Genomic DNA, 26,473 nt, shown 5'->3' on the forward strand with positions numbered 1-26,473 from the left:
TTATAGCATAATCCGATAATTGAAACGAAAGATATTGACAATCTTTAGGATTCAAGTACACTACAGTATAGAATCTTCATAATCAAACGGAGAACGGCCCGCAGTAGGGCATGCAATTTTGAAACCAGAGAGCCGGTGGAAGGTGCGAACCGGCCAAAATGCATGCGTCGAATTACAGGCCTGAGTTTGCGGAAGTGCCCCGTCTGGCACATTCGAGTGGGAGGATGCGTCCTCCAAGCTGGGTGGTACCGCGCATATGCGTCCCTGCATGAATTTCATGCAGGGGCTTTTGTGTCCCGGCAATCAGGCGAAGCAGAAAAGGAGGAAATTTACATGACGAATTCATTGATCGACGATTTAAACTGGCGCGGGCTTCTGTACCAGCAAACAGACGAAGAAGGCATGGCGGAAGTGTTGGACCAGGAAAAGATTTCATTATATTGCGGAGTCGACCCGACTGCTGACAGCATGCACATCGGACATATCGTGCCGCTTTTGACGCTGCGTCGTTTCCATTGCACGGCCATCGCCCGATCCTTTTGGTGGGCGGAGCAACCGGCATGATCGGGGATCCTTCCGGACGCAACGAAGAGCGCCAATTGCAGTCAACGGAACAGATCGACCGCAATGTCGATTCGATCAAAAGCAAATGGAACAGATCTTTGATTTCCAGACGGAGAACGGTGCGAAAATGGTCAATAACCGTGACTGGATCGGCGGCATGAGCGTTATCGAGTTCCTGCGCGATTTCGGCAAATTGATTTCCGTCAATTACATGTTGGCGAAAGATTCGGTCGCATCGCGTCTTGAAGGAGGAATTTCGTTCACCGAGTTTTCCTATACCTTGATCCAAGCGATCGACTTCAACCATCTTTACAATGAATACAATTGCCGCGTTCAGATCGGCGGGTCGGACCAGTGGGGCAATATCACCTCTGGCCTTGAAGTGATCCGTAAGACGCACGAAGAAGAAGCGAAAGCGTTTGGCATCACAATCCCGCTCGTGACAAAAGCGGACGGCACGAAATTTGGCAAGACAGCGGGCGGTGCAGTGTGGCTCGATGCCAAAAAGACTTCCCCTTACGAGTTTTACCAGTTCTGGATCAACACGGCGGATGCGGATGTCGTCAAATACTTGAAGATCTTCACGTTCCTCGAAAGACAAGAAATAGAAGCCCTTGCAGAAAGCGTTGAAACGGAAGCGCATCTCAGAAAAGCGCAAACTGTTCTCGCCGAGGAAATGACCAAGCTCATCCACGGGGAAGAAGCGCTCGCGGATGCACAGCGCATCACGAAAGCCTTGTTCAGCGGCGATTTGAAAAGCTTGAGTGCAGATGAAATGAAGGCGGCTTTCAAAGACGTTCCTTCTGTCGAAATGCCAAAAGAAGCGAAGCCGATCGTTGATTTGATCGTTGATGGCAAAGTGTCTCCTTCAAAACGCCAAGCGCGTGAAGATATCACGAACGGTGCGATTTCCATCAACGGCGAGAAAATCCGCGACCTCGAGTACGTCGTCGATGAAAAAGACCGCCTGGATGACGAATTCGCGATCGTCCGGCGTGGCAAGAAGAAATACCATATGATCCATTTCGTTTAAACCCGAAAGCCGCTTGCACATGCAGGCGGCTTTTTGCGTGCAGGCGAAGGTTTAACGCTCCCTCGACGGGGAAAGACAATCACTAGGCACATCAACAGGATTCTAAACCATTAAAAGGAGGACGAAGAACATGTCACGAGTTGTCGGATCTTACGGTACGGAAATGGAAGCGGTGGAAGTGATAGAAGATCTTCAGCGGCAAGGCTACCGCGACGAAGACATTTCGGTTCTCAGCAAAGATAAAAGAGACGTGGAGCATATAACCGAAGAAACCGGTACACAAGCCGGCGAAGGAGCAGCAGCCGGCGCGGCTACTGGCGGCGCGCTCGGCGGTCTCGGCGGCGTTTTGGCGGGGCTTGGGGCGCTGGCGATTCCGGGCATCGGGCCGATCGTAGCAGCCGGACCGATCGCAGCCGGTTTAGCAGGAGCAGCAGCGGGAGCAGGCGTCGGCGGGATAGCTGGCGCCTTGATCGGTCTCGGCGTCCCGGAAGACGAAGCCAAAAGCTATGAAGCCCAGTTCAAGGAAGGGCGGATACTCGTACTAGTGGAAGACGATGAAGCGAAACAGCCCGACCGCAATGATGTGGACCGGTTTACAGAAAATGATGATCCGTTGATCGACACGGAACGCTCAACAAATATTCGCGGTGATGCCGGGCCGGGGCGCGACCGGCTGTAAAGTTGGATAGACGAAAAAGCCCCGCGGCGCTGTTATGCGCCGCGGGGGTTTTAAGGTTTTGGATTTATAGATGCGATTGTTTTTCTTTAATGAAGGAAGGGAGCGGGAAATCCTCGAATGCTTGTGGATGGACCAGTTTGCCGAGCTTGATGGCCCCTTCGATCAGCCTAGGGGACGGGCGGCAAAACAAAGCCTCTTCCATGACATGGATCTGTTCGATCGCTTTCATCGACTGCCAATCGGGGCGTTTCAAGACAAGTTCCGGTTTGACTTTCGAGGTCATGATGCCGACCCAAGCAAGAAGGATAAAATCTGGCTCGCGTTGTCTCACGGCTTCCCAGTCTGTTTGGATGTTCGCAGTTTCCTCATCTTCGAAACAATTGCGGGCGCCCACCAGCCGGCTGATTTCGCTGAGCCAGTTGACGCCTCCTGGGGTGAACACAGGTTTTGGCCACCATTCCCAGTACAGGGACGGGGAGGAAGTGGCGCTGTCGCCGCGTTTTTTCAGTTCCGCGATCGCTGCGTCATATTCCGCGAGAACAGGCGAGCTGTCAAAATGGATCGCTTCGGCCACCGTCTCCAGATCGTGGCGGATATCCGCAAGCGATTGCGGGTCCAGGATGAGGTGCGGGATCTTGCGTTTTTCGAGCTCTTCGATATTTTTCTCCATGCCGGGCACGCTGAGTGATGCCAGTACAAGGTCCGGTGCGAGGGTTTCGACTTCATCCATGCGTATGGACAGATCCGGTCCGAGACGCGGAAGCTGTTCGATGCTCTTCGGCCAGTCGGAATAATCATCGACGCCGACCAGCAAATGATCGGCATTCAAAAGCGAGCAGTTCGGTATTACTTGGGCAAATGGATACGATTCGCATAAAGACGCCTCCTTTATGGATTCAGTTTAGCACAGCTCGAGAAAGGAATCGACGAAACCAGGGGAACCTGGCATTTTTCAAACGAAAGGCTGAAAAGATACTCGCGAAATAAACGCCATAGAAAAAACCCTCCAGGCGAACCTGGAGGGTTTTCGTCAATCGATTAACGTGAGTAGAACTCAACGATCAATTGTTCGTTGATTTCAGCAGACAATTCGCTGCGCTCTGGGAGACGGACGAATGTGCCTTCTTTTTTGTCAGCGTCGATTGAAACGTATTCTGGAACGAAGCTGTTTACTTCGATCGCTTCGTTCACAACATCAAGGTTGTTGGACTTTTCGCGGAAAGCGATTGTTTGTCCTGGTTTTACAGCGTAAGACGGGATGTCTACGCGTTTGCCATCAACAAGGATGTGGCCGTGGTTTACCAATTGGCGAGCTTGGCGGCGAGTGCGCGCAAGGCCGAGGCGGTAAACGACGTTGTCAAGGCGTGCTTCAAGCAAGATCATGAAGTTCTCGCCGTGTTTGCCTTCCATTTTACCAGCTTTGTTGAACAAAGTTTTGAACTGGCGTTCGTTAACTCCGTACATGAAGCGTAGTTTTTGTTTTTCTTGCAATTGCAAACCGTATTCAGAAACTTTACGGCGTTGGTTAGCACCGTGTTGACCTGGTGCGTAAGGGCGTTTTTCGAGTTCTTTACCTGTGCCGCTCAAAGAAATTCCAAGGCGACGTGACAGTTTCCATGCTGGACCTGTATAACGAGACATAGTGAGTCTCCTCCTCTAATTTGGTTTTTAGAGTAAAATAAAAACCAGATGTATTCATGCTGCAAGCCATTTTGTTTTCATGTACCTTCGCTCAGCAGCCAAGAGTTACGCGATACACCTCTGGGCAGATGAAAGCATTACGCTTTTCTGCACAAGGAACAAAATGGGCAAACCCGCACATACAACTGCTGCGATTATTTTACACAAAGGCTAGTATAACCGATATGAACTACGGCAGTCAATGGATAATGGGCAAGAAGCGCAGAAATGGCGCTTTCTTTTTTTGCGTCCTCAGAGTAAAATGGAGATAGTTGTAAATGTAAGCGCTTTCTATTTATAGCGAGGGGTGTATGGATGATGAAACAAAAGAAGAAGTTTGAAACGGCCGTAATCCATGAGGGCTATGACAGTTCTGTGCATCATGACAGTTTGGCTACGCCGCTTTATCAAACGTCTACGTATTCGTTCGCGAATGCAGAACAAGGAGAAGCCCGTTTTGCTGGGGAACAGGACGGAAATATTTATTCGCGCCTCGGCAATCCGACAGTGCGCGTCTTGGAACAGCGCATGGCGGAAATCGAAGGAGGGGGAGGCGCGCTGGCATTTGGGTCGGGGATGGCTGCCGTCAGTGCGATCCTTGTCCATTTGACGAAAGCAGGCGACCATGTGCTGTGTTCACGTGGGATTTACGGTTGCACATTCGGCTTATTGGAAATCATGGAAGAAAAGTACGGCATTACGCATTCGCTCATTGCGATGACGACACAACAGCAAATTGAGCAGGAGATCCGGCCGGAGACAAAAGTGATCTACGTCGAAACGCCGATCAACCCGACCATGGAACTGGTCAATTTGCGCGCGGTTGAAGCGGCCGCCAGAAAACATGGCTTGCGGGTGGTGGTCGATAATACCTTCAGTTCGCCGTATTTGCAAAATCCGCTCGAGTTCGGCGCTGATTTTGTGCTCCATAGCGCGACCAAGTATTTAAACGGCCACGGCGATGTCATCGGCGGGGTACTCGTCGGGGCGGATGCGGATGAGATGCAATTGATCCGCATGACCGTCCAAAAAGATTTCGGGGGCATCATGTCGCCATTCGATGCCTGGCTATTGATCCGTGGATTGAAGACTTTGCATGTGCGGATGGACCGCCATATCGACAATGCGGAAAAGATCGTTTCGTTTCTCCATGGCGAACAGGCGGTCAAGCGCATCTTGTATCCATTTGATGCGGGGCACCCGCAAATGTCGATTGCCAAAGACCAGATGCGCCGCGGCGGCGGATTGATCTCGTTCGAGCTAGAAGGCGGAAAACAGGCGCAGGAATTTCTGAATGCCCTGTCGCTCATCAAGATTGCCGTAAGCCTTGGGGATGCCGAAACTTTAATCCAGCATCCGGCAACGATGACCCACGCGGTCGTACCTCCGGAAGAGCGGAAAGGATGGGCATTAGCGATTCACTTGTGCGCTTGTCGGTCGGGCTTGAGAACGTCGAGGATTTAATGGCCGATCTTGAGCAGGCTTTCGCGCAAATCAAATCCAATTTGCAGGAAATCTAAAAAAGATCCCGGCAGACAATCTGCCGGGATCTTTCATGCGTTTAGATGTGCTTCAATAATGTTTCTGCAAACTTTTCAAGTCCAATGCGATCTTCTTCCGTAAAACGGGCAAGTTCCGGGCTATCGATGTCGAGCACGCCGTAAGCTTCACCGTCTTTGAATAGTGGGACCACGATTTCCGAACGGGAAGCTGCGTCGCAGGCGATATGGCCAGGGAAAGCATGGACATCATCAATGAGCATTGTTTCGTTTTTGTCGATGGCCGTACCGCATACCCCTTTTCCGACCGGGATGCGGACACAAGCCGGCATTCCCTGGAATGGGCCGAGGACAAGCTCGCCCTCTTCCATCAAATAAAATCCGACCCAATTGATGCGGTCGAGGAATTGGCCAAGCAATGCGGAAGCGTTCGATAAATTGGCGATGCGGTTCGGCTCGCCTGCAAGCAGGGCGTCCAATTGTTTGTTGAGCAGATTGTATTGTTCTTCGCGTGTGCCGCTATAAGTAGATGTAGCAAACATGGAATCATCTCATTTCTAAAAGTTTCTATTTAATAGTGTTCAGTATAAAAGCGATCTGCGTATTTGTGCAAGCCTTCAGCACTATGGGCATCAGATCCGAAGACGAGCGGGATGCCGAGTTCTCGTGCATAGGCGATATAAGGCTCCGGCGGATAGAATTCCAGGCAGCCTGGTTTTGACAGCCCTGCGGAATTGACGTCCAGTTCGTAGCCGTGTTGTTTGATCATTCTGAGGATCTTGCGGATGCGGGCATCGTCATCGATCTGTTCCTGATGGACGTGCTGGAATTTATGGCATAAAGTCGGGTGTCCGATGCGTTTCGGTTTATAGGGGCCGAGGTCCGCCAATATGGAAGCTTCGACCGTATCATAATAGAGATCATAGACGGCCTGCACCGAACCCATGTCTTTCGCAACTTCCATAAACACTTCCGGGCTAAAATCCGAACAGATCCAGCGGTCCTGATAGCGCAGGAAATGGACCGACAGAATGGCGTCTTCCAGTTTTGGCCCGGCTTGTTCGAGCAATTGAGCTGTCTGTTTTTCGAAGCCTTGGATAAAATCCACTTCCAAGCCGCTGCGGATCCGCATGTCCGGAGCTTGCGCTTTCGCATCATCGAGCGCCTCGAAATAAGTGTTCAATTCGCCCAGCTCCATGCCGCTGTCTTGATCGGGCGTCGTATCTGTAAAGCCGGCAGGCAGAGGGGCATGCTCGGTAAAACTGATATCTGAGAATCCATTTTTTTCCGCTTTTTCGATATAAGCATGGAACGGGTCGTTTGTTCCGTGGGGGCAGAAGGGGGTGTGGATATGGCCATCGCGTTTATTCATAAAGTTCACCATCTTTTCAATTTGATAAAATTATTCCCTGTTTTCTTCTAATTTGGCAAACAAAAGAGTAGAATACATGTTAAAATAAAAGAATCATTAAACATACTTATGTAACCGGTAATGTATTTGGAACAGGGGGCTAAATGACTTATGATGGAGTATATCATCATTGCGGTCATCATTCTATTGGCGCTGCTTATCATCGGCATGGTGTTTCGAAAAAAACACAATGCGGAAATCGAGCGTCTGGAACAACTGAAACTGCAACTAAAAGAGAAACCAATTATGGAAGAACTTACTAAAGTGAAACAATTAAACTTGAATGGCCAGACAGAAGAAATGTTCGAGCGCTGGCGCAATAAATGGGACGAAATCATGGATGTCGATATCCCGAAAATAGACGCAACACTCTATGACGCAGAAGAATCGATCAAACGTTTTAATTTCCCGAAAGCTTCCAAACTCGAAAAACAAGCCGAAGTGAAAATAGATGATGCCGACCGGCAAATCGCGGTCATTTTCGCGGAACTGGACGAGTTGATCGGCAGTGAAGAGAAGAACCGCAGCGAAATGGATCTAATCCAGGATAAATACGTTCGCGCCCGCAAAAACTTGCTCGCGCATAAGTCTTCGTACGGCGCGGCTGCCGGGCCGCTTGAGAAGCGCTTGGAATCATTTGTCCAACGCTTCGAGGAATACGACCAGTTGACGGAAGAAGGCAATTACTTAAGAGCACGGGAGACGGTCATCAATTTGTCGGCTGACAGCGCACAAGCCTTTATGCTGGTAGACGATATCCCGATGATGCTGACGGAAATCGATGAGAAGATTCCGCAGGATTTGACTCAACTGCGCCAAGGCAAACAAGAGATGGAAGAGCAGTCGTATTACCTCAACCATCTTGGGTTGACCGAGAAAATCGAAGAAATCGAGCAAGAGCTGGCTGTCTTGAAAAAACAACTGGAAACTTTAGAAGTAACCGATAGCAAAAACCAAGTCGACGAAATTAAAGACCGGATCGACGCCATGTACGACCTGCTTGAAAAAGAAGTGGCGGCAAAACATTATATCGACCAGCATTTGATGGACACAGAGCGCCACCTGCAAGTGGTTGCGCGCGATACCCAGGAACTGGAAGAAGAAAGCCGTTATGTGCAGCACAGCTATAAAATCACGGTCCAAGAAGCGGCAATTCCGAAGACTTGCTTAGAGAAAGTCGAACAGCTTGCAAAGCGCTTTGAATTATTGGCGAACCGCTTGGAAGAAGACCAATCCGCCTATTCGAGCCTTCAGGACGAATTGATGCACATCCGTGAAGATTTGACGATCGTCGATTCCACACAGATGGACTTCACCGATGCATTGAAAAACCTGCGTGTTGAGGAAAACAAAGCCCGTATTCATGTAGAAGAATTGAGGCGCCGCCTTCAGGAAACGGACCGCATGCTGCATAAAGCGAACATCCCGGGCATTCCGGAAGACATGGATGTCCGCCTCGAGGAAGCAGAAGAGCATTTGTTTGTTGCGATGCGCGCGCTTCGCGAAGTGCCCCTTAATATGAAGCTAGTCGATAATTACATGGAGCAAGCAGAAACTAGCATTACGGATGTGGAGATCAAAGCGAAAGAAATGGTCGAAAACGTCTTGCTGGTGGAACGCATTATCCAGTACGGAAACCGTTACCGGAAGACGAATCCACAGCTTCACGCCCATCTTTTGGAAGCGGAAGAATCGTTCCGCCAAATGCGCTATACGAAAGCGCTCGAAGAAGCGGCGACGGCTGTCGAGAATTTCGAACCCGGTTCGATGAAACGCATTGAAGTGCTCGTAAAAGATAAGGACTAAGAAAATAACGAAACCACCAGCAGATAAGCTGGTGGTTTTCTTTTCGGAGGGATTGCAAATGATTTATTTGGATAATAGCGCAACGACCGAACCCGACCCGCAAGTGCTCGAAACCTATGTAAAGGCGAGCAGCCGCTATTTCGCGAATCCGGCATCGCTTCATCGCTTGGGAAACCAAGCGGAAGACTTGCTCGAGTCGGCGCGCAGCCAGATCAAGGGTCTGCTCGGCTATGGGCGAATAATTTTCACATCCGGCGGCACCGAAGCGAATAACCTGGCGATTCGGGGGGCCGCTCATGCCAATCAAGAAAAAGGCCGGCACATCATCTCGTGCAAAACCGAACCCCCATCGGTTTTGGAACCGTTGAAGCAACTCGAAAAAGAAGGATTTGAAATCACGTTGCTTTCAGTCGATAGAAAAGGCGCGATCGATCTCGCTGACCTGCAGCAGGCGCTTCGGGTAGATACAATTCTCGTCAGCCTGATGCAAGTCAATAATGAAATCGGCACGATCCATCCGCTGGCAGACATTCGGCGCATGCTTAACAACCACCGGGCGCTGTTTCATGTTGACGCCGTGCAAGGCGCCGGTAAACTGCCACTAAGCGAGCAAGAGATGCCCGATTTACTAACCGTCTCTGCACATAAGTTTCATGGGTTGAAGAACAGCGGGGTTTTGGCCGTCCATAAGGCGGAACTCGAACCAATCTTGTTCGGCGGCGGCCAAGAAGGCGGACTTCGCAGTGGCACGGTCTCGGTTCCGAATGCTGCAGCATTGGCAAAAGCATTGCGCCTTGCAACACCAAACCCCGATCATCTAGAATGGAATGCGGAATTGCGCAGCTTTTTCGCTGGATACAAAGACATTTACATCGTCAGCCCATCCGGTGCAGCGCCGCATATCCTGGCTGTGGCGATCGCTGGCATGCGCGGGGAGACTTTAGTCGGTGCCTTGCAGCAAGAAGGCGTCATCGTTTCCACTTCGAGCGCCTGTTCTTCCAAGAATAGGCAGGCAAGCCACGTCATTGAAGCAATCGGCTTGCCGCGCGAATACCGTGACGGCACAATCCGCATCAGCTTTGGCGCTATGACCACCCATGAAGACATCAGCGAATTGAAGAAACGTTTCCATAAAGCGCATCAATTGATCAAAGGAGTCGAACAATCATGAAAACCAATCAAATACTTATCCGCTACGGCGAGCTGTCGACAAAAGGCCGCAACCGGAAAGCGTTCATCTCACGGCTCCGCAATAATATACAGACTTTGTTCGCAGGCACGCCGACATTGCGCATCAAAGCAGAACGCGACCGGATGTTCTTATTCTGCGACGATGAACAAGGCATGGAAGATATTTTGTCTCGCTTGCCTTACGTATTCGGCATCCAGTCATTCAGCCCTGTGACACAGACTAGCCTAGAATTGGATGAGATGAAGCATACCGCTTTGTCGATTGTCAGTAAGATGGACACTGCGGACAAGAGCTTTAAAGTTTCCGTCAAAAGGCCGAATAAGGAATTTCCCTACGAAAAGCCGGAGATCATGCGCACGATCGGGGGTTATGTACTCGGCAATACGCCCGAACTGACAGTCGCGATGAAAAATCCGGACATCGATTTGAATGTCGAAATCCGCCAAGACGCCGCTTATATGATGGCTGAAACGATCCAAGGCGCAGCCGGCTTGCCAATCGGCGCAGGCGGCAGGGCGCTATTGATGCTGTCAGGCGGCATTGACAGCCCCGTTGCCGGCTATCATATGCTGAAGCGCGGGGTAAGGCTTGAACTGATCCATTTCTTCAGCCCGCCGTTTACGACAGAACGCGCAAAAGAGAAAGTGCTCGATCTCGCGGAGAAATTGAGCGGCTTCGGATCCCCTGTCACTTTGCATATCATCCCGTTCACCGAAATCCAGCAGGAAGTCCATAAACAGGTGCCGGATAATATCACGATGACGTCCACGCGGCGCATGATGATGCGCATAGCGGATGCCGTGCGCGCAAAAACGGACGCCAAAGCAATCATCACCGGTGAAAGCCTCGGCCAAGTCGCCAGCCAGACGCTTGAAAGCCTTCAGGCGATCAACGCCGTGACGACGACGCCGATTTTGCGCCCCTTGATCGCACAGGACAAACTCGAAATCATCGAAACGGCACAAGCGATCGGCACATACGATATTTCCATCCGGCCATATGAGGATTGCTGCACGATCTTCACGCCAGCCAACCCGAAAACGAAACCGAAAACGGATAAAGTAGAGCATTATGAAAGCTTTGTCTCGTTCGACGAAATGATCGAACAAGCGGTAGCAGAACGCGAGATCATCGAATTCCCGAGAAAGAAACAACAGCGCTTCGAAGACTTGCTGTAATCCGATTTAGCAGAAAAGCCCGGCTAAGAACAAGCATCCTGTTCTTGGCCGGGCTTTGTTATGAGAAGAATTCGTTATTCTATTAGAACAATCGCACGAAATATTGATATTGGTTTTAGAAGGAAATCAATGGAGTCAAAAAATTAAGGAGAAAATCAATCGAATTGGAGCTCGCTTTATTTTAAATAATTATTTTGAATAATTAAATATTCATTGTATAATAATATAAGAATAATATTAGTTCATTGGCAAAGGGAGATTGGAATGAAACGCGAACAATTGCTGGCACCTGAAAGCTATAATTTGGTGGAAGAATTCGAACGTTTTGCGACAGGGGATGGGCGCAAAGCGATCATTTGGGAAAATGACCAAGGGGAAAAGAAAGAACTTACATATGACGAATTGATCCAACAAGCGAACCGTGCAGCGAACAGCTTCGAAGCGGCAGGCTTGAAAAAAGGCGATGTCGTATTGGTCATGGTGCCTCGCCTTATCGAAGCCTATGTAGTTTACACTGGGGCATTGAAAGCAGGGCTCGTTGTCATTCCAAGTTCTGAAATGTTGCGGGCGAAAGACATCTCTTACCGCCTGAACCATAGCGAGGCCAAAGCGGTCATCGCGTATGAACCGTTTCTGGGCCAATTCGAGGGAGTCGCAGAAATGGATGGGCTGACGAATTTCGTCATCGGCCAAGGATCGGATTCCTGGATTTCATTGACAGACGAAATGGCTTCAGCCTCTGACCGTTACGATGCGGCACCGACCAAGAATGACGATATGGCGTTTCTTTCTTACACATCGGGGACGACGGGCAATCCAAAAGGCGTCGTCCATAGCCATGGCTGGGCTTACGCACATTTGCGCACCTCTGCAGAGCATTGGCTTGGGGCAAAAACAGGGGATCTGGTCTGGGCGACGGCGAGCCCGGGCTGGCAGAAATGGATCTGGAGCCCGTTCCTCGCGACGCTTGGAAGCGGCGCGACGGCATTTGTCTACAACGGCAAATTCGACCCAGCAGTTTACTTGGAGTTGCTGGAACGGCGGAAAATCAATGTGCTATGCTGCACGCCGACAGAATACCGCCTGATGGCGAAGCAGAAAGTTTTGGCGAAATACGATTTAAGCGCGCTCCACAGTGCCGTCTCGGCCGGTGAGCCATTGAATGCCGAAGTGATCGATGTGTTCCGGAAGCATTTCGAGTTGGATGTGCGCGACGGCTATGGGCAGACCGAAAACACATTGCTTGTCGGCACGATGAAAGGCACAGAGGGGCGCACAGGCTCGATGGGCAAACCGACGCCGGGCAACCGGGTGGAAATCATCGACGACAACGGCGAGCCTTGTGCCGTTGGAGAAGTCGGGGACATCGCTGTGCACGTCGAGACGCCGGCGCTGTTCAAGGAATATTTCAAAGACGCCGAGCGGACGCAAATGCAGTTCCGCGGTGATTATTATGTAACGGGCGACAAAGCGTCGAAAGACGAAGACGGCTTTTTCTGGTTTGAAGGGCGCGGCGATGACATCATCATTTCCTCAGGCTACACGATCGGGCCGTTCGAAGTGGAAGATGCACTCGTCAAGCATCCCGCCGTACAGGAATGCGCCGTCGTCGGTTCGCCGGATGAAATCCGCGGGACGATCGTGAAAGCATTCGTCGTCTTGACTCAAGGACATGATGGCGGAGAAGAGCTTATCAAGGAACTCCAGAACCATGTCAAGGAATTGACGGCGCCGTATAAATATCCGCGCGCAGTCGAGTTCCGCACCGAATTACCGAAAACCGCATCCGGCAAAATCCGCCGCGTCGAACTGCGGCAAGCCGAAAACGCAAAAAAATAATAATTTAGCCAAAAGCCTCCGCTTATACCGGGGGCTTTTGCTGTATTTACTTTCCAATAGGGCAGGCATATAATGGGTCTATTATTTCGTGAATAAAATATTTTAAGAATGGTGCGCGATGCGAAGATGACTGATGAGAAAAAGGAACATTGTTGACGATTTTAACTTACACGATTTGGGGATTTCTCCCGATATTCTGGAAGCAAGTCGACCATGTGCCCGCTGATGAATTATTGGCTGGCCGTATTTTTGGGCGTTTTGGCTGACGCTTGGCTTTATTGTGCTGACAGGGGCAGCAAGCAGTTTATGGATGATGTAAAGTCTTTGTGGAAATCGAAGAAAACCTTCTTCCTGCTCATGCTCGCTTCGTTTCTGATTTCGGCCAACTGGTTTTTCTATATATGCCGTGACCAACGACCGGATCGTCGAAACGAGCCTCGGCTATTACATCAATCCGCTGATCTCCGTGCTGCTCGGCTCGTTCTTTTAAAGGAAAAGCTGTCGCCGGCCGTAAAATTGCGTTTGTACTTGCCGCAATCGGCGTCTCGGTCATCACGATTTCCTATGGGACGCTGCCTTGGCTGGCGCTTGGCATGGCATTCAGCTTTGCGTTCTACGGATTGATCAAGAAGACCATTCAATTGAATGCGTTGAGGGCCTTGCGATCGAGACACTGTTCGTGCCGCCGTTTGCGACGGCCTATTACGTCTATTTGTTTTCGATCGACCGTGCGGCATTTCTGCATAGCGGCGTGTCGACCGACCTGCTCGTCATCCTCAGTGGTTTCCTGACTGCTTTGCCGCTATTGCTATTCGCCATGGGCGCGCCGCTGATTCCTTTGTATATGATCGGCTTCCTTCAATACATTGCCCCGAGCTTGATGCTGCTGATCGGCGTCTTTCTGTACGGGGAGCAGTTCGGCTTGGTCTCGGTCATTTCCTTCTCGTTTATCTGGAGTGCCTTGATCCTGTTCACCGGCTCAAAAATCATGGAAGCGAGGCGGACGAGAAAGAACCGCCATTTAGTTGGTGCCGAATTTAGCAGAAAGTGAAACATTTTGAATGCTACAGCGTATAGTTAAATGGAATACTTAAGGAGGGAACTGAAACATGATGAACACAAAACGATGGATTGCCTTACTGGCCGCTGCTGCCTTGCTGGTGATATCTCTAGTCATTAACTCGGCCTTTTCAGTGCTGCAGTCGGATTTCACTTCAGGATTTGACGATTGGACAGGCATGGAACAAACGGCTTTAGGCGAACAAGTGGTTGAGTCAGGCGATGCTTCCAACCGGATTGCCGTGTTGAACGTGGACGGGGCGATCCAGGATACAGGGGAAGCTTCCGTTTTTGCCGCTGCCGGCTATAACCATGATTTGTTCATGGAGCAATTGCAAGCTGTTAAGGAAGACAGCAGCGTCAAAGGCGTTGTCTTGAAAGTCAATTCACCGGGTGGAGGCGTCGTTGAGTCTGCACAGATTCACGACAAGATTACGGAAATCCAGGAAGAAACCGGCAAGCCGCTTTACGTTTCGATGGGCGCTATGGCTGCCTCAGGCGGTTATTATATTGCCGCACCGGCTGAAAAAATCTTCGTCAGCGAAGAAACTTTGACGGGATCGATCGGCGTAATCATGCAAAGCGTCAATTACGGTGAACTTGCCGAACGCTACGGCGTGGATTTCGTCACCATTAAATCGGGGCCTTACAAAGATATCATGAGCCCGACGCGTGAAATGACGGATGATGAACGGGCGCTCCTGCAGGATATGCTCGACAGTTCCTATGAGGAATTCGTAGATGTCATCGAAGAAGGCCGCGATATGACCGAAGCGGAAGTGAAAGAATACGCGGACGGGCGCATCATGAACGGCCGCCAAGCTGTTGAAGCGAACCTCGCGGACGATTTCGGCTTTGAAGAAGATGTCATCCAGGCGATGCGTGATGATTTCGATCTAGCTGATGGCGAAGTCTTTGAGTACGGTGCCGGCGATGACTGGTCTTCACTCTTCGCGATGAAGGCTGGCTCACTTTTCGGCATGGACATGGAAACGAAGTTCATCTCAGATATGCTGTCCCAAAACAGCGGTCCGCGCATGATGTATCTATACGGTGAAAACTAAGGAGGTGGAGAAGCATGACTGATCACGTCAATAATGATGCGGCGGAGCGAGCGGCTGCAACTCCGCCGGTCCGGCCGGAAAACGATAGAATCCTTTTTTATGAACGCAAGCCGGCTGGTTTCTGGATGCGCTTCTGGGCGTATTTGATCGATATCCTGGTCATTTCGGCAGTTTCGTCTATTTTGATCCGCCCGCTGTTTGCGCTCTTCGGGTGGGACACGTCTGAAACGTCATGGTACGCGCCTTATGCGATCTTGACAGCGATTGTCTTTTACGGCTATTTTGTACTGATGACCAAATTTTTCGCGCAGACGGTCGGCAAGATGATTTTCGGCCTGCGCGTCGTTTCCCTGAAAACGGATCGTTTATCATGGTCCACTTTATTGTTCCGCGAATGGATCGGCCGCTTTATTTCGGTAACGATCTTGCCTTTGTACTGGATTGTCGGCTTTACGCCGTTGAAGCAAGGCGTGCATGATTTCATCGCAGATACGACCGTTGTCCACGAGGATTCTTACCGGAAACAGCAGATGGCAAGAAAACGGCTGGAAGGGTCTCAGTTGCAAGAGAGTGAAAGCATTTAGTATGATAGGGATAATCTGAAAGGGAGGCGTTGCAATTTGGTACAAATCACATTCAAGCAAAACCCTGTAACATTGCCAGGCAATGAAGTGAAAGTAGGCGATGCGGCACCGGATTTCACGGTGCTATCGAACAGCCTGGAACCGAAGACACTTAGCGATTTCAAAGGCAAAGTGCTGTTGATCAGTGTCGTCCCGTCGCTAGATACAGGAGTATGTTCCGATCAGACGAAACGATTCAGCGATGAAGCGGCATCATTGGGTGACGAGGTCGAAGTATTGACGGTTTCCTGCGACCTGCCATTCGCGCAGAAACGCTGGACGGAGATCAATGGCGTAGATTCGATCACGACATTGTCCGACCACCGCGACCTTTCCTTCGGCGAAGCATACGGACTGACGATGCAGGAGCTGCGTTTATTGGCACGTTCCATCTTCGTTGTCGACAAAGACGGAAAAGTGACGTATGTGGAATATGTAGCAGAAGGCACCGATCACCCTGATTACGACAAAGCACTCGAAGCAGTCAAAGAACTAACAAACTAATACCAGGAAACCCACTCTTGCCGAGTGGGTTTCCTTATTGAGGACGGAGATTTATGAATTCATCGATGGAAAGCATTTTTACGGCGATTGACAATGAAACGGTATCGATCCAAAAACAGGAAGAAACTTCCTATTTAGAAAGTTTGCTCACGACGACCGAGCGCTGGCTGGATGGGCAATTGAGTATCGCAGAAGGCGCAACGAAAGAAGATATGCGAAAAGCGATTCAGTTGTCGATTTTGAAAGGCATGAAAGAGCATGTCCAGCCCCATCACCAGATGACGCCGGATGCTCTCGGGCTGTTGATCGGTTATCTGGTGGAGCTATTCGTCAAGGAACAACAAGCGACTGTGCTGGACCCAGCTGCGGGCACGGGCAATCTGCTGTTTACGGTGATGAATTATTTGGATGGCCGCATGAGCGGGACAGCTGTCGAACTGGATGACCTGTTGATCCGCCTTGCTTCGAATATCGGCAATTTGATCGAGCAGCCAGTGACCTTTTATTTGCAGGATGCCCTGCAGCCGCTGCTGATCGATCCGGTCGATTGCGTCGTTTCCGATTTGCCGGTCGGTTATTACCCGGACGAAGCAACTGCCTCGAATTATGAATTGAAAGCGGAAGAAGGCATGTCCTACGCCCATCATCTGTTCATCGAGCAATCCTTGAAGCATACAAAAGAAGGCGGCTATTTGTTCTTTGTCATACCAAGGAATATTTTCGAATCTCCGCTTGCCGGGCAATTGCACAGTTTCCTGAAACAGCAGGCGCATATCCAGGCTGTGATGGAGCTGCCGGAGAACATCTTCAAAAATGCCCAGCACGCTAAGGCCGTGTTGGTTTTGCAGAAGAAAAAGGATGGCCTAAAAGCACCGAAAGAAGTGCTTCTTGCGCGTGTCCCGAATATGTCGAAGCCGGAGACGATGGCGAAGTTCTTCACGCAAGTCAATGGATGGTTCAAAGAAAACAAATCATGACACAAGCCGGCCCTATCCGGATAGGGCTGGTTTTTTCGTTTCTGGAAAAAGGCAGGAACTTTCAAGCAAACGGCGAATAGCGTAAAGAGACGAGAGAACGATCAGCTTGAAAGGAGTGGGAGTATGTATCAGCACATCTTATTGGCCGTCGACGGGTCGGAAAACTCGATACGTGCAGCCAAGGAAGCGACAAAAATTGCAGGATTGGTCGATGGAGCGGAAGTGACGGTCGTCTATGTTTCCGATTATAAGGAAGATGAGAATGAAGTGATCCACGACGCGTCGGCGATGGAATTCGATTTGGCCAGGCGGAAAAAAATCCAGCCCGTTACTGAGATGTTGGACCGGGAAAAAATATTCTACCAAATTGAAGTGCTGCATGGCATTCCTGGCCCTGCCATCGTCAAGATGACCAAGGAAAAGGCATACGATCTTGTTGTTATCGGCAGCCGGGGGTTGTCACCGATCCGCGAAGTGATGCTTGGCAGCGTCAGCCATAAAGTCGTCAATCATGCAGAATGCCCGGTCCTGGTGGTCAGGTAAAAACAGTCCCGCGCGACTCGTTGATTTGGTATACTTAATGCATCTGTCGGTGCCTAGAGCATCGTGAATTATGGGAGATGAGAAGATAGATGATGGAGTTGCCGAATTGCCCTAAATGCGGTTCTGAGTATACGTACGAAGATGCGGGAATGGCGGTCTGCCCGGAATGTGCACACGAATGGAACCCGGCTGAACAAGCGCAAGAAGAAGCGGTGCGGGATGCCGTTGGAAACATTTTGCAAGACGGTGACGCTGTTACGGTCATCAAGGATTTGAAAGTGAAAGGCAGTTCCAATACCTTGAAAATCGGCACGAAAGTCAAAAGCATCCGGCTCGTGGACGGAGACCATAATATCGATTGCAAGATCGATGGATTCGGTGCGATGCAGCTGAAATCGGAATTTGTGAAAAAAGCCTGATCTTTTAAGTTTTGAACGCAATAAAATAAAAACCGGCCATTCCCCAAATATTGCGGGAATGGCCGGTTTTTTATTGCTATTTACACGCCGCGCTTATTGCCCCATAACAGTGTATGGAGCTGTGGCAGCACTTTAGCGTCATTGAGAGGGGCGGAAACCAAATGCCTGTCGATCAGCCATTGATAGCGCCGGAGCAGATGCTGGACCAGCTTGTCGTCTTCGGTCGTCTGCGTGTCGTCATTTCCGACTTGCAAAAAGAACGGGAATAACGGATAACGCAGGTGCAGCTGTTCCGCGAAAAAGAAATCGGTTTCGTCGAAAACGACAACTTTCAGGCTGGCTTGAGCCGAGGATAGCTTGCCGAGCATCGCATCCAGCTTGGAGTAGTCCAAAATCATGCCCGAACTCGGGGGCTTCGGAGAGACGGTGACTTCATCGATTTCCGAGAGCCAGTCCTGCCAGATGCTGCCTTGCGTTTCGACAGCTGTGCGCCAGCCGTTCTCTTGGCACAATGCGACCAGTTCCGCGATGCCTTTATGAAGTGCCGGGTTGCCTCCTGAAATGGTGACATGTGAAAAGGCGTCTTTTCCGAGCTCCTCAAGCTGCTCGGCAATTTCCTCTGCGGTCAACATGACGCTTTTTCCGGTACCGTCCCAAGTGAACTTGGAATCGCACCATGAACAAGAATAATCGCAGCCGGCGGTCCGGACAAACATCGTCTTCTGGCCCATGACCATGCCTTCGCCTTGTATTGTCGGGCCGAATACTTCCATTACAGGGATTTTCATGAAGACACCTCTTTCGGCCGGTAGATGACATAGCTTGTCGGGGTTTCCCGGACGATGACTTGTACGCAAGCCGGCTGGTTGTCCGAATGGTCGAGTGTGTCCTGGATCAGCTTGTGCACTTGCTGTGCCAGCTGTTCAGTCGTCGGAAAGGTATCTGTGAATTCCGGGTGGTCATTCAACACGCTATGGTCGTAGCGTTTATGGATCAAGTCTTTCAATTGTTTAAAGTCGATAAGAAAGCCGGTGCTGTTCAATTGGTCGCCAGCAATCGTTATATTCAAATGATAGGTGTGGCCATGCATTTTTGCGCATTTGCCGGCTTCATCGGCAGGAATATAATGCGCAGCGGAAAAATGCATGTCTTTATTCAATTCAAAGCTATAGGGATGCGGGACGGAAGGGTAGAATTGCTGCATCAAGATTTCGCACCTGCCTTTTGGGCCAAATACGTCTGCAATCCTTCGTTTCGCAGCACACAAGACGGGCATGTGCCGCAGCCTGCTGCCGGAATGCCGTGGTAGCAGGTCAAGGTTTCAGTTTGCACGAAATCGAATGCGCCGAGCTGGTCGGACAATTCCCAGACGCCTGCCTTATCGAGCCACATGAGCGGCGTATGGATGACGAATTGCTTGTCCATCGATAAATTAAGGCTGACATTGAGCGAACGGATAAAGGTATCCCGGCAATCCGGATAACCGCTGAAATCCGTCTCGCTGACTCCGGTCACGAGGTGGCGCGCACCGAATGCATCAGCGTAAATCGCCGCAAAGGACAGGAACAATAGATTGCGCCCGGGAACGAAAGTGGAAGGCGGCCCATCCTTTTGTTCTTCGACTTCGATCGAATCACGCGTCAAGGCATTGGCGGATAATTGGTTGATAAGCCCCATATCGAGCACTTGAAGCGACACGCCGAGCGTCTCGGCAATGCGTTTTGCGTGGTCGATTTCCTGCGAGTGGCGCTGGCCGTAATCGAAAGTGACGGCGAGCACTTCGCTGAATTGTTCCAGCGCCCAAAATAGGCAAGTAGTGCTGTCCTGCCCGCCGCTGAAGACAACGACTGCTTTTTCATTTTTCATTTAAATACAGCTCCTTAGTTTTTTAGAGAGGGAGTTTGCGAACCTCTTTTATGAAACAGTTACCATAATAGCATAATTAGGCAAGTTCCTGTGCTTTTTCAGGTGTAGCAAAATGGTGTCAGGGTATACAGGTGGTAAAAGGGAGGAGTGGCTGCAGATGAAAGCTATAGTCATTGACCAGTACGGAGGAAAAGAGCAATTGAAGGAACGTGAGATGGAAACGCCAGCTATTTCAGCGCATCAAGTGTTGGTGGAAGTTCATGCAACTTCAGTCAACCCGATTGATTGGAAGCTGAGAGAAGGCTATTTGAAAGAAATGCTGCCATGGGAATTCCCGATCATTCTCGGATGGGATGTCGCAGGCGTCGTCAAGGAAGTCGGCGATGAGGTCAGGCATTATCATCCAGGCGACCGGGTTTTTGCGCGTCCTGACACAACGCGGCAAGGAACCTATGCAGAATTTGTCCCGGTAGATGAAAATCTACTGGCGCGCATGCCTGAAAGCATGAGCTTCGAGGAAGGCGCAGCGATTCCGTTGACGGGGCTTACCGCATGGCAATGCCTGGTGGAGATCGGCCATATCAAGAAAGGCGATAGAGTGCTTATCCATGCAGGGGCTGGCGGCGTCGGAAGCATGGCGATCCAAATCGCCAATAGCATCGGCTGCTATGTAGCGACGACCGCGAGCGATAAAAATGATGAACTCGTCACTTCTCTCGGCGCGAACCGCGTCATCGATTACCGTGAAGAGGATTTCTCCGAAGTGCTGGAGGATTTTGATTTTGTATTGGATACGATGGGCGGCGAAACGCTCGAAAAAAGTTACGGCGTATTGAAGCGTGGCGGCAGGCTTGTCAGCATAGCCGGACAGCCTGATGAGGAAAAAGCGGAGAAGCTCGGCATCCACGTCAGCAGTTTCTGGCTCGAGCCGAATGGCCAGCAATTGAAGAAATTGGGCGATTTGTTCGTCAGCGGGGAAGTGAAGCCGGAAGTCGGCCATATCTATCCGTTGACGGAAGAAGGCGTACGGGAAGCGCATGAATTAAGCGAATCCCATCACGCCAGAGGAAAAATCGTCATTAAAGTGAAGCAATAACACATATAAAAGCACGCGGCTTGGATGCCGCGTGCTTTTATATGTGTTATTCAGGTTTTCCGGAACGGTCTTCCGAATAATAATCGTCTGGTGCATCGCTTTGCGCTTCGTCTGTACGGACGACGAGTACGTCGCATTTAGCAGAGCGGACGATGTGTTCTGAAACACTGCCGATGAGGAAACGTTCGACTGCATTCAAACCGGTCGCGCCGCAGACGATCAAGTCGGCTTCGACTCTTTCGGCCAGTTCACGGGGAATCATTGTCTTAGGGGAACCGTAATCGACCACGATATTGACATTTTCAACACCGCCGGCTTCGGCTTCTTTTTTATAATCCCCGAGCAAGTCTTCAGCGAATTTCTGGGCACGGTCAGCAATCGAACGGTCGTATGCTTCGATTGCGGCGAACGAACGGGTATCGATCACGTTTACCAGATTCAGCGTCGCGTGGTTACGTGTTGCGATGCCGATGGACTTTTTGAAAGCCCATTCCGCTTCTTTCGACCCGTCGACGGCTACCATGATTTGATTATACTTTAATGTCATCTGTACATTCCTCCTTTGTCTATACTGTAACTTTCGAGGGATAGGCAAATTGTTCCTTCTTTAAGAATGAAATTTATCGATTTATTTTTCATTCACTATTTCGAAATATCTTTCCTTCTTCTGCCAAACGGGATTATGCCGCGTTTTGACGCATTAAAAATTATCTTTTGAAAAGGCAAATTAATGGAGCAATATCAAACAGAATCTGTTAGAATGGATGTGGTTTCAAATACTGATAGTTTGGTTCATTTTATTATTTCAGACACAATATAATGGAGGGTTTTGTAATGCGTATCGGGGTACCTACAGAAGTTAAGAACAATGAAAACCGTGTGGCAATGACGCCGGCGGGAGTAGTGAACTTGGCACTTTTCGGCCATGAAGTTTTCATCCAATCCGGTGCAGGGCTCGGATCGGGCTTTACGGATGCCGATTATGAAGCAGCTGGCGCAGTAATCGTCGCCGATGCTGACCAGGCGTGGGCGCAGGATATGGTCATGAAAGTAAAAGAGCCGGTAGCTAGCGAGTACAAGCATTTCCGTGAAGGCCAAGTGCTCTTCACTTACTTGCACCTGGCACCTGAAGTGGAATTGACGAATGCTTTACTCGCGTCGAAAGTGACGGGCGTAGCTTATGAAACGGTTCAACTTCCGAATAATTCCTTGCCGCTTCTTACGCCGATGAGCGAAGTGGCCGGCCGCATGTCGACACAGATCGGTGCTCAGTTCCTTGAGAAAATCCACGGTGGCGGGGGCATCCTTCTCGGCGGCATCCCTGGCGTTTCGCGCGGAAAAGTGACGATCGTCGGCGGTGGTGTAGCTGGAACGAACGCTGCAAAAGTGGCGATCGGCATGGGCGCTGATGTAACGATTCTTGACTTGAACCCAGAACGCTTGCGCCAATTGGACGATCTGTTCGGCAAAGATGTGCAAACATTGATTTCAAACCCGCTGAATATCGCCCAATCGGTTGAAAAATCGGATTTGGTCATCGGAGCTGTATTGATTCCGGGAGCGAAAGCACCGAAATTGATCACTGAAGACATGATCAAATCGATGAAGCCAGGTTCAGTCGTTGTCGATATCGCCATAGACCAAGGCGGCATCTTCGAAACGAGCGACCGCATCACCACTCACGATGCGCCGACTTATGTGAAGCATGATGTCGTTCATTACGCTGTTGCAAACATGCCGGGTGCAGTTCCACGCACATCGACGATCGGCTTGACGAATGTAACGGTCCCTTACGCAGTGCAAATCGCCAACAAAGGGCTCAAGCAAGCAGTCCTCGATAACGAAGCATTGAAAAAGGCGTCAACACGATGGACGGCTATGTAACGTATAAAGCCGTGGCCGATGATCAAGGCCTTGAATACAAATCAGTCGACGAACTGCTTCAATAACAATGGAAAGAGCTGTCCCAGGAAAATCCATCATACGGATTTTCGGGACAGCTCTTTTCGGTTGATGATCGTCAATTCTTTTCGGATATTTGGTCAGCACTTCGTAGCCATCTTCAGTGACGACCAGATCGTCTTCGATGCGCACGCCGACTTGATCCGTGACATAAATGCCGGGTTCGATCGTAAATACCATGCCCGCCTCGAGCGGCATATCGTTGCCCCCGTGGATCGACGGAAATTCATGGACAGAAATCCCAAGGCCGTGGCCAAGGCGGTGCGTGAAATATTCCCCGTAGCCTGCGTCTTCGATGGTCTTGCGGGCAATTCCGTCAAGCTCAGCTGCTGTAACGCCAGGACGCACCGCATCAAGTGCCGCTTGTTCTGAGCGCTTGACGATATCATACACTTTTTTCGCTTGTTCGCTCGGTTCGCCAAAAGCCAGTGTACGGGTGATATCCGAGCAATAACCCTCATAAATGACGCCGAGGTCCATTAGCACAAGATCGCCCCGTTCGATTTGGCGTTGCCCTGTTTTGCCATGTGGTGAAGCGGCTTTTGGCCCTGTCAAAACGGTGGTATCGAATGACATGTGGGTGATGCCGCGTTTTTTCAATGCCGTTTCGATTTCGGTCATCAATTCGATTTCGGTCATTCCCTCTTGCATCACGTCGGCTGCCACTTCGATGGCGTAATCCGCAAGTGAGGCAGCATGGCGCAGGATGTCGAGTTCTGCTTCATCTTTGATGACGCGCATGGCATTCATCTGGGCATCGATCGAATGGATTTCGGGCGACTGGAAATAATGGTTGATCGCGTCGTAGCGCTCGACGATCATATGCGCTTTCTCGATGGCGATGCGTTCCATCGGCTGGTTGCGTTTGGCTGCCGTTTCGTATAACACTTGCATCGCGTCTTGCGTATCGGCGTGTCCTGCAATTTCGCCCGTCCATCCGGCAGCTTTCGCATCCGGCGCTTCCATTGCCGGGCAGATGAGGAACGGTTCTGCCTCTGCGAACACCATAACGGCGAGCAGCCGCTCTTTCGGATCGCTATTAAAGCCGGTCAAATAGAAGATATTGTGCGGGTCCGTGATGAGCGCCGCGTCTAGTTGCTGCTGTTTCAAAAATTTTTGCAAGTTAGTCAATTTGTTCATATGTATTCCTCCCCTTCATGTGTAGCATATCAAAAATCAGGGTATAAAACAGCAGAAAGCAATGAGCCAAAACTCTATTGGAGGGATATCATGAAAATCTCATATCACGGCCATTCGGTGGTAAAAATCCACACTGGAGGCAAAACGATCCTCATCGATCCGTTCATTACCGGAAACGAATTGACGGACCTGACGGCAAGCGAAGAAAAGCCGGATGCGATCCTGTTGACGCATGCGCATAATGACCATGTCGGAGATACGGTGGACATCGCAAAATCAAGTGGTGCTGTCGTTGTGGCGCCTGTGGAGCTGGCAAACTACCTTAGCGGACAAGGCTTGGATGCGGTAGGCATGAACCTCGGCGGCGCCAAAGAGTTCGAATTCGGTAAAGTGAAATTCACGAAAGCGTTCCATAGCTCGTCCTATACGACAGAAGACGGTGAAGTCATTTACGGCGGCATGCCGGCTGGGATCCTCTTCGAAGCGGAAGGGAAGACGGTGTATCATGCGGGGGATACAGAAGTGTTCGGGGATATGGAAATCATCGGCAAACGCCATTCGATCGACTTGGCGTTCGTACCGATCGGCGATTTCTTCACGATGGGCCCGGAAGATGCGGCCTATGCAGTGGAGCTGATCAATCCGAAGACGGCGGTGCCGATCCATTACAACACCTTCCCGCCGATCAAGCAGGATCCGGAGCAATTCAAGCAGGCAGTCAAGCAGGCGGAAGTCAAGATCATGGAGCCTGGAGACAGCATCGACTTATAGAAGCCATTGACAGGTAACAAGCATATGAAAGCGGGCGAGGGGAAGAAGCCATTTCCCTTGCCCGTTTTTTATTGCCTCGATTTTGAGGATTCCATTTTCAACGGCGCTTTCAGCGATTGTCGACTTCCATTCGGATTATGATAAACTAAGTGATAAGGATAGCAGAAAGATTGGTGAAATAATGGCAACGAAACACGAACAGATTTTGGACTATATCGAGACTTTGGCTGTGGGGGAGAAAATCTCCGTTCGCCGGATTGCCAAGGAGCTTCAAGTATCAGAAGGTACTGCCTACCGGGCCATTAAAGAAGCGGAAAACAAGCGACTGGTCTCGACGATCGAACGGGTCGGCACCATCCGCATCGAGCGCAAGAAAAAGGAGAATATCGAACGGCTCACGTATGCGGAAATCGTTAAAGTCGTCGACGGCCAAGTGCTCGGCGGGCGTGCGGGGCTCCATAAATCATTGAACAAATTCGTTATCGGGGCGATGCAGCTTGAAGACATGATGCGCTATACGGAAGCGGGCAACCTGCTGATTGTCGGGAACCGCTACAAAGCCCATGAATATGCCTTGCAGGCAGGAGCGGCAGTTCTTGTGACAGGGGGCTTTGATGCCTCTGACCAAGTGAAAAAGCTGGCCGATGAACTGGAATTGCCGGTCATCTCCACCAGCTACGACACCTTCACAGTGGCCACCATGATCAACCGTGCGATTTACGACCAATTGATCAAAAAAGAGATTCTGCTCATTGAAGACATCTTGATCCCGCTGGAAAACACTCATTTCCTGCACGTCAAAGATCCAATCAGCCGCTATAATGAACTGAATAACGAAACGACGCATGGCGGATTTCCAGTCGTCGACAGCAGCGGCAGGCTGGTCGGAATCGTCACCTCACGGGATGTCATCGGCGCGTCAGATACGGAATTGATCGATAAAGTGATGACCAAAGACCCGATCACCGTGTCGCTGCAGACAAGCGTCGCGGCAGCAGGGCACCGGATGATCTGGGAAGGCATCGACTTGCTGCCGATCACTGATAACCACCATAATTTGATGGGCATCATCAGCCGTCAGGACGTATTGAAAGCAATCCAAACAGCCCAGCGCCAGCCGCAGCAAGGCGAGACGATCGACGACATCATCAAAAGCCAATTGAACCAAGTGCAAGAAGACAAGCTCAGCCTGGAATTCCGCGTCACGCCCCAAATGACCAATGCATACGGCTCGCTGTCTTACGGAGCTTATACGATGGTGCTAACAGAAGCGGCGGCCACAGCACTCAAGACGAAAAACCGAAAAGACAGCGTGCTGGAAAACATCACCGTTTATTTCCTGAAACCGGTGCAGCTGGATGCGGCATTGATCATCCGGCCGACAATCCTGGACATCAGCCGCAAATCAGCAAAAGTCGATGTCGAAGTGTTGTACGAACAGCAAGTGATCGGCAAAGCGATGCTGACCTTCCAATTGCTCGACCGCTAATGAGCGCTAGCTTGACAGGATAGGAGCCTCTGGCGTGCAACAAGCGCCCACAAAAAAACAACCTCTCCGCAAGGGAGGG

General features: G+C 50.4%; 22 protein-coding genes, 5 pseudogenes and 1 riboswitch. Of the genes and pseudogenes, 18 read left to right on the forward strand and 9 right to left on the reverse strand.

The genetic code is table 11. The annotated features are described in order from the left end of the window. Positions 1-333: 333 nt before the first annotated feature. Positions 334-1,597: pseudogene (gene tyrS, locus CW734_RS07850) on the forward strand (tyrosine--tRNA ligase). Between the two features lie 130 nt (positions 1,598-1,727). Further along, positions 1,728-2,276 (forward strand): general stress protein, encoded by a 549-nt coding sequence (locus tag CW734_RS07855; protein WP_101190074.1) that lies wholly within the window; start codon positions 1,728-1,730, stop codon positions 2,274-2,276. 64 nt (positions 2,277-2,340) lie between these two features. Here CW734_RS07855 and CW734_RS07860 read toward each other — a convergent pair. Together CW734_RS07860 and rpsD are read right to left on the reverse strand one after the other, a co-directional pair. After that, positions 2,341-3,151: pseudogene (locus CW734_RS07860) on the reverse strand (helical backbone metal receptor). A gap of 163 nt (positions 3,152-3,314) precedes the next feature. Beyond that, positions 3,315-3,917 carry a 30S ribosomal protein S4 gene (rpsD, locus tag CW734_RS07865; protein WP_101190075.1) on the reverse strand — a complete coding sequence of 201 codons (603 nt, stop codon included), beginning with the start codon at positions 3,915-3,917 and terminating at the stop codon, positions 3,315-3,317. Positions 3,918-4,274: 357 nt separating this feature from the next. Here rpsD and megL point away from each other — a divergent pair. Beyond that, a pseudogene (gene megL / locus CW734_RS07870) lies at positions 4,275-5,476 on the forward strand (methionine gamma-lyase). Between the two features lie 41 nt (positions 5,477-5,517). Here the strand turns inward: megL and CW734_RS07875 are convergent. Together CW734_RS07875 and hisJ are read right to left on the reverse strand one after the other, a co-directional pair. Beyond that, the gene (locus CW734_RS07875) at positions 5,518-5,997 is read right to left on the reverse strand and encodes a GAF domain-containing protein (protein WP_101190076.1); all 480 of its coding nucleotides are present in this window, start codon (positions 5,995-5,997) and stop codon (positions 5,518-5,520) included. A gap of 29 nt (positions 5,998-6,026) precedes the next feature. Further along, complete coding sequence (gene hisJ, locus CW734_RS07880) at positions 6,027-6,827, reverse strand: histidinol-phosphatase HisJ (RefSeq protein ID WP_101190077.1); 801 nt, start codon at positions 6,825-6,827, stop codon at positions 6,027-6,029. A 150-nt stretch (positions 6,828-6,977) separates the two neighbouring features. Between hisJ and ezrA the strand changes: the two genes are divergently transcribed. From ezrA to CW734_RS07935, 11 genes are all read left to right on the forward strand, one after another. Further along, positions 6,978-8,672, forward strand: a complete 1,695-nt coding sequence (ezrA, locus tag CW734_RS07885; protein ID WP_101190078.1) for a septation ring formation regulator EzrA — start codon at positions 6,978-6,980, stop codon at positions 8,670-8,672. 58 nt (positions 8,673-8,730) lie between these two features. After that, positions 8,731-9,843 (forward strand): cysteine desulfurase family protein, encoded by a 1,113-nt coding sequence (locus CW734_RS07890; RefSeq protein WP_101190079.1) that lies wholly within the window; start codon positions 8,731-8,733, stop codon positions 9,841-9,843. Beyond that, positions 9,840-11,042, forward strand: coding sequence for a tRNA uracil 4-sulfurtransferase ThiI (gene thiI / locus CW734_RS07895; protein ID WP_101190080.1), 1,203 nt, complete (start codon positions 9,840-9,842; stop codon positions 11,040-11,042). The genes CW734_RS07890 and thiI overlap by 4 nt, the downstream gene beginning before the upstream one ends. A gap of 264 nt (positions 11,043-11,306) precedes the next feature. After that, the gene (gene mbcS / locus CW734_RS07900; protein WP_101190081.1) at positions 11,307-12,881 is read left to right on the forward strand and encodes an acyl-CoA synthetase MbcS; all 1,575 of its coding nucleotides are present in this window, start codon (positions 11,307-11,309) and stop codon (positions 12,879-12,881) included. 577 nt (positions 12,882-13,458) lie between these two features. Continuing rightward, positions 13,459-13,932, forward strand: a complete 474-nt coding sequence (locus CW734_RS18800; RefSeq protein WP_232787202.1) for an EamA family transporter — start codon at positions 13,459-13,461, stop codon at positions 13,930-13,932. 61 nt (positions 13,933-13,993) lie between these two features. Beyond that, positions 13,994-15,004, forward strand: coding sequence for a signal peptide peptidase SppA (gene sppA / locus CW734_RS07910; RefSeq protein WP_101192164.1), 1,011 nt, complete (start codon positions 13,994-13,996; stop codon positions 15,002-15,004). Positions 15,005-15,018: 14 nt separating this feature from the next. Beyond that, complete coding sequence (locus CW734_RS07915; RefSeq protein ID WP_101190082.1) at positions 15,019-15,588, forward strand: RDD family protein; 570 nt, start codon at positions 15,019-15,021, stop codon at positions 15,586-15,588. 36 nt (positions 15,589-15,624) lie between these two features. Then, positions 15,625-16,131: a thiol peroxidase gene (gene tpx, locus CW734_RS07920; protein ID WP_101190083.1), complete on the forward strand. Its 507-nt coding sequence runs from the start codon at positions 15,625-15,627 to the stop codon at positions 16,129-16,131. 53 nt (positions 16,132-16,184) lie between these two features. Further along, complete coding sequence (locus CW734_RS07925) at positions 16,185-17,108, forward strand: class I SAM-dependent methyltransferase (RefSeq protein ID WP_101190084.1); 924 nt, start codon at positions 16,185-16,187, stop codon at positions 17,106-17,108. Positions 17,109-17,231: 123 nt separating this feature from the next. Then, entirely contained in the window at positions 17,232-17,651 is a 420-nt protein-coding gene (locus tag CW734_RS07930; RefSeq protein ID WP_101190085.1) for a universal stress protein, read from the forward strand. A gap of 89 nt (positions 17,652-17,740) precedes the next feature. Continuing rightward, entirely contained in the window at positions 17,741-18,070 is a 330-nt protein-coding gene (locus CW734_RS07935) for a zinc ribbon domain-containing protein YjdM (RefSeq protein WP_257968653.1), read from the forward strand. 80 nt (positions 18,071-18,150) lie between these two features. Here CW734_RS07935 and queE read toward each other — a convergent pair whose 3' ends face one another. From queE to queC, 3 genes are read right to left on the reverse strand one after another with little or no spacing between them, the layout of a single operon-like run. Further along, complete coding sequence (gene queE / locus CW734_RS07940) at positions 18,151-18,858, reverse strand: 7-carboxy-7-deazaguanine synthase QueE (RefSeq protein WP_101190087.1); 708 nt, start codon at positions 18,856-18,858, stop codon at positions 18,151-18,153. Beyond that, on the reverse strand, positions 18,855-19,277 hold the full coding sequence (queD, locus tag CW734_RS07945; protein WP_101190088.1) for a 6-carboxytetrahydropterin synthase QueD: 423 nt from the start codon (positions 19,275-19,277) through the stop codon (positions 18,855-18,857). The genes queE and queD overlap by 4 nt, the downstream gene beginning before the upstream one ends. Further along, complete coding sequence (gene queC / locus CW734_RS07950; RefSeq protein WP_101190089.1) at positions 19,274-19,936, reverse strand: 7-cyano-7-deazaguanine synthase QueC; 663 nt, start codon at positions 19,934-19,936, stop codon at positions 19,274-19,276. The genes queD and queC overlap by 4 nt, the downstream gene beginning before the upstream one ends. A gap of 8 nt (positions 19,937-19,944) precedes the next feature. After that, positions 19,945-19,988, reverse strand: a riboswitch (PreQ1 riboswitch). A 105-nt stretch (positions 19,989-20,093) separates the two neighbouring features. Between queC and CW734_RS07955 the strand changes: the two genes are divergently transcribed. Continuing rightward, positions 20,094-21,032: an NADP-dependent oxidoreductase gene (locus CW734_RS07955; RefSeq protein ID WP_101190090.1), complete on the forward strand. Its 939-nt coding sequence runs from the start codon at positions 20,094-20,096 to the stop codon at positions 21,030-21,032. A 46-nt stretch (positions 21,033-21,078) separates the two neighbouring features. Here the strand turns inward: CW734_RS07955 and CW734_RS07960 are convergent, their stop codons facing one another. Beyond that, positions 21,079-21,579 carry a universal stress protein gene (locus CW734_RS07960; RefSeq protein ID WP_101190091.1) on the reverse strand — a complete coding sequence of 167 codons (501 nt, stop codon included), beginning with the start codon at positions 21,577-21,579 and terminating at the stop codon, positions 21,079-21,081. A gap of 287 nt (positions 21,580-21,866) precedes the next feature. Between CW734_RS07960 and ald the strand changes: the two are divergent. Continuing rightward, positions 21,867-22,981 (forward strand): annotated as a pseudogene (ald, locus tag CW734_RS07965) (alanine dehydrogenase). A 73-nt stretch (positions 22,982-23,054) separates the two neighbouring features. On the opposite strand, the pseudogene CW734_RS07970 reads toward ald, so the two are convergent. Continuing rightward, positions 23,055-24,134, reverse strand: a pseudogene (locus CW734_RS07970) (M24 family metallopeptidase); the annotation flags it as partial. Positions 24,135-24,224: 90 nt separating this feature from the next. Between CW734_RS07970 and CW734_RS07975 the strand changes: the two are divergent. Together CW734_RS07975 and CW734_RS07980 are read left to right on the forward strand one after the other, a co-directional pair. After that, on the forward strand, positions 24,225-24,905 hold the full coding sequence (locus tag CW734_RS07975; RefSeq protein WP_101190093.1) for a metal-dependent hydrolase: 681 nt from the start codon (positions 24,225-24,227) through the stop codon (positions 24,903-24,905). 181 nt (positions 24,906-25,086) lie between these two features. Then, positions 25,087-26,394, forward strand: coding sequence for a DRTGG domain-containing protein (locus CW734_RS07980; protein ID WP_101190094.1), 1,308 nt, complete (start codon positions 25,087-25,089; stop codon positions 26,392-26,394). Positions 26,395-26,473: the final 79 nt, after the last annotated feature.

Source organism: Planococcus sp. MB-3u-03 (assembly GCF_002833405.1).
Classification (GTDB): Bacteria; Bacillota; Bacilli; order Bacillales_A; family Planococcaceae; genus Planococcus.

Excerpts from the sequence above, each read along its gene's own strand:
- queE (WP_101190087.1), bottom strand. The coding sequence starts at position 18,858 with ATGAAAATCCCTGTAATGGAAGTATTCGGCCCGACAATACAAGGCGAA.
- CW734_RS07855 (WP_101190074.1), top strand. The coding sequence starts at position 1,728 with ATGTCACGAGTTGTCGGATCTTACGGTACGGAAATGGAAGCGGTGGAA.
- ezrA (WP_101190078.1), top strand. The coding sequence starts at position 6,978 with ATGATGGAGTATATCATCATTGCGGTCATCATTCTATTGGCGCTGCTT.
- thiI (WP_101190080.1), top strand. The coding sequence starts at position 9,840 with ATGAAAACCAATCAAATACTTATCCGCTACGGCGAGCTGTCGACAAAA.
- CW734_RS07925 (WP_101190084.1), top strand. The coding sequence starts at position 16,185 with ATGAATTCATCGATGGAAAGCATTTTTACGGCGATTGACAATGAAACG.
- CW734_RS07930 (WP_101190085.1), top strand. The coding sequence starts at position 17,232 with ATGTATCAGCACATCTTATTGGCCGTCGACGGGTCGGAAAACTCGATA.
- CW734_RS07975 (WP_101190093.1), top strand. The coding sequence starts at position 24,225 with ATGAAAATCTCATATCACGGCCATTCGGTGGTAAAAATCCACACTGGA.
- hisJ (WP_101190077.1), bottom strand. The coding sequence starts at position 6,827 with ATGAATAAACGCGATGGCCATATCCACACCCCCTTCTGCCCCCACGGA.
- CW734_RS07935 (WP_257968653.1), top strand. The coding sequence starts at position 17,741 with ATGATGGAGTTGCCGAATTGCCCTAAATGCGGTTCTGAGTATACGTAC.
- mbcS (WP_101190081.1), top strand. The coding sequence starts at position 11,307 with ATGAAACGCGAACAATTGCTGGCACCTGAAAGCTATAATTTGGTGGAA.
- sppA (WP_101192164.1), top strand. The coding sequence starts at position 13,994 with ATGAACACAAAACGATGGATTGCCTTACTGGCCGCTGCTGCCTTGCTG.
- CW734_RS07960 (WP_101190091.1), bottom strand. The coding sequence starts at position 21,579 with ATGACATTAAAGTATAATCAAATCATGGTAGCCGTCGACGGGTCGAAA.
- CW734_RS07915 (WP_101190082.1), top strand. The coding sequence starts at position 15,019 with ATGACTGATCACGTCAATAATGATGCGGCGGAGCGAGCGGCTGCAACT.
- CW734_RS07890 (WP_101190079.1), top strand. The coding sequence starts at position 8,731 with ATGATTTATTTGGATAATAGCGCAACGACCGAACCCGACCCGCAAGTG.
- CW734_RS07875 (WP_101190076.1), bottom strand. The coding sequence starts at position 5,997 with ATGTTTGCTACATCTACTTATAGCGGCACACGCGAAGAACAATACAAT.
- CW734_RS07955 (WP_101190090.1), top strand. The coding sequence starts at position 20,094 with ATGAAAGCTATAGTCATTGACCAGTACGGAGGAAAAGAGCAATTGAAG.
- queC (WP_101190089.1), bottom strand. The coding sequence starts at position 19,936 with ATGAAAAATGAAAAAGCAGTCGTTGTCTTCAGCGGCGGGCAGGACAGC.
- rpsD (WP_101190075.1), bottom strand. The coding sequence starts at position 3,917 with ATGTCTCGTTATACAGGTCCAGCATGGAAACTGTCACGTCGCCTTGGA.
- CW734_RS07980 (WP_101190094.1), top strand. The coding sequence starts at position 25,087 with ATGGCAACGAAACACGAACAGATTTTGGACTATATCGAGACTTTGGCT.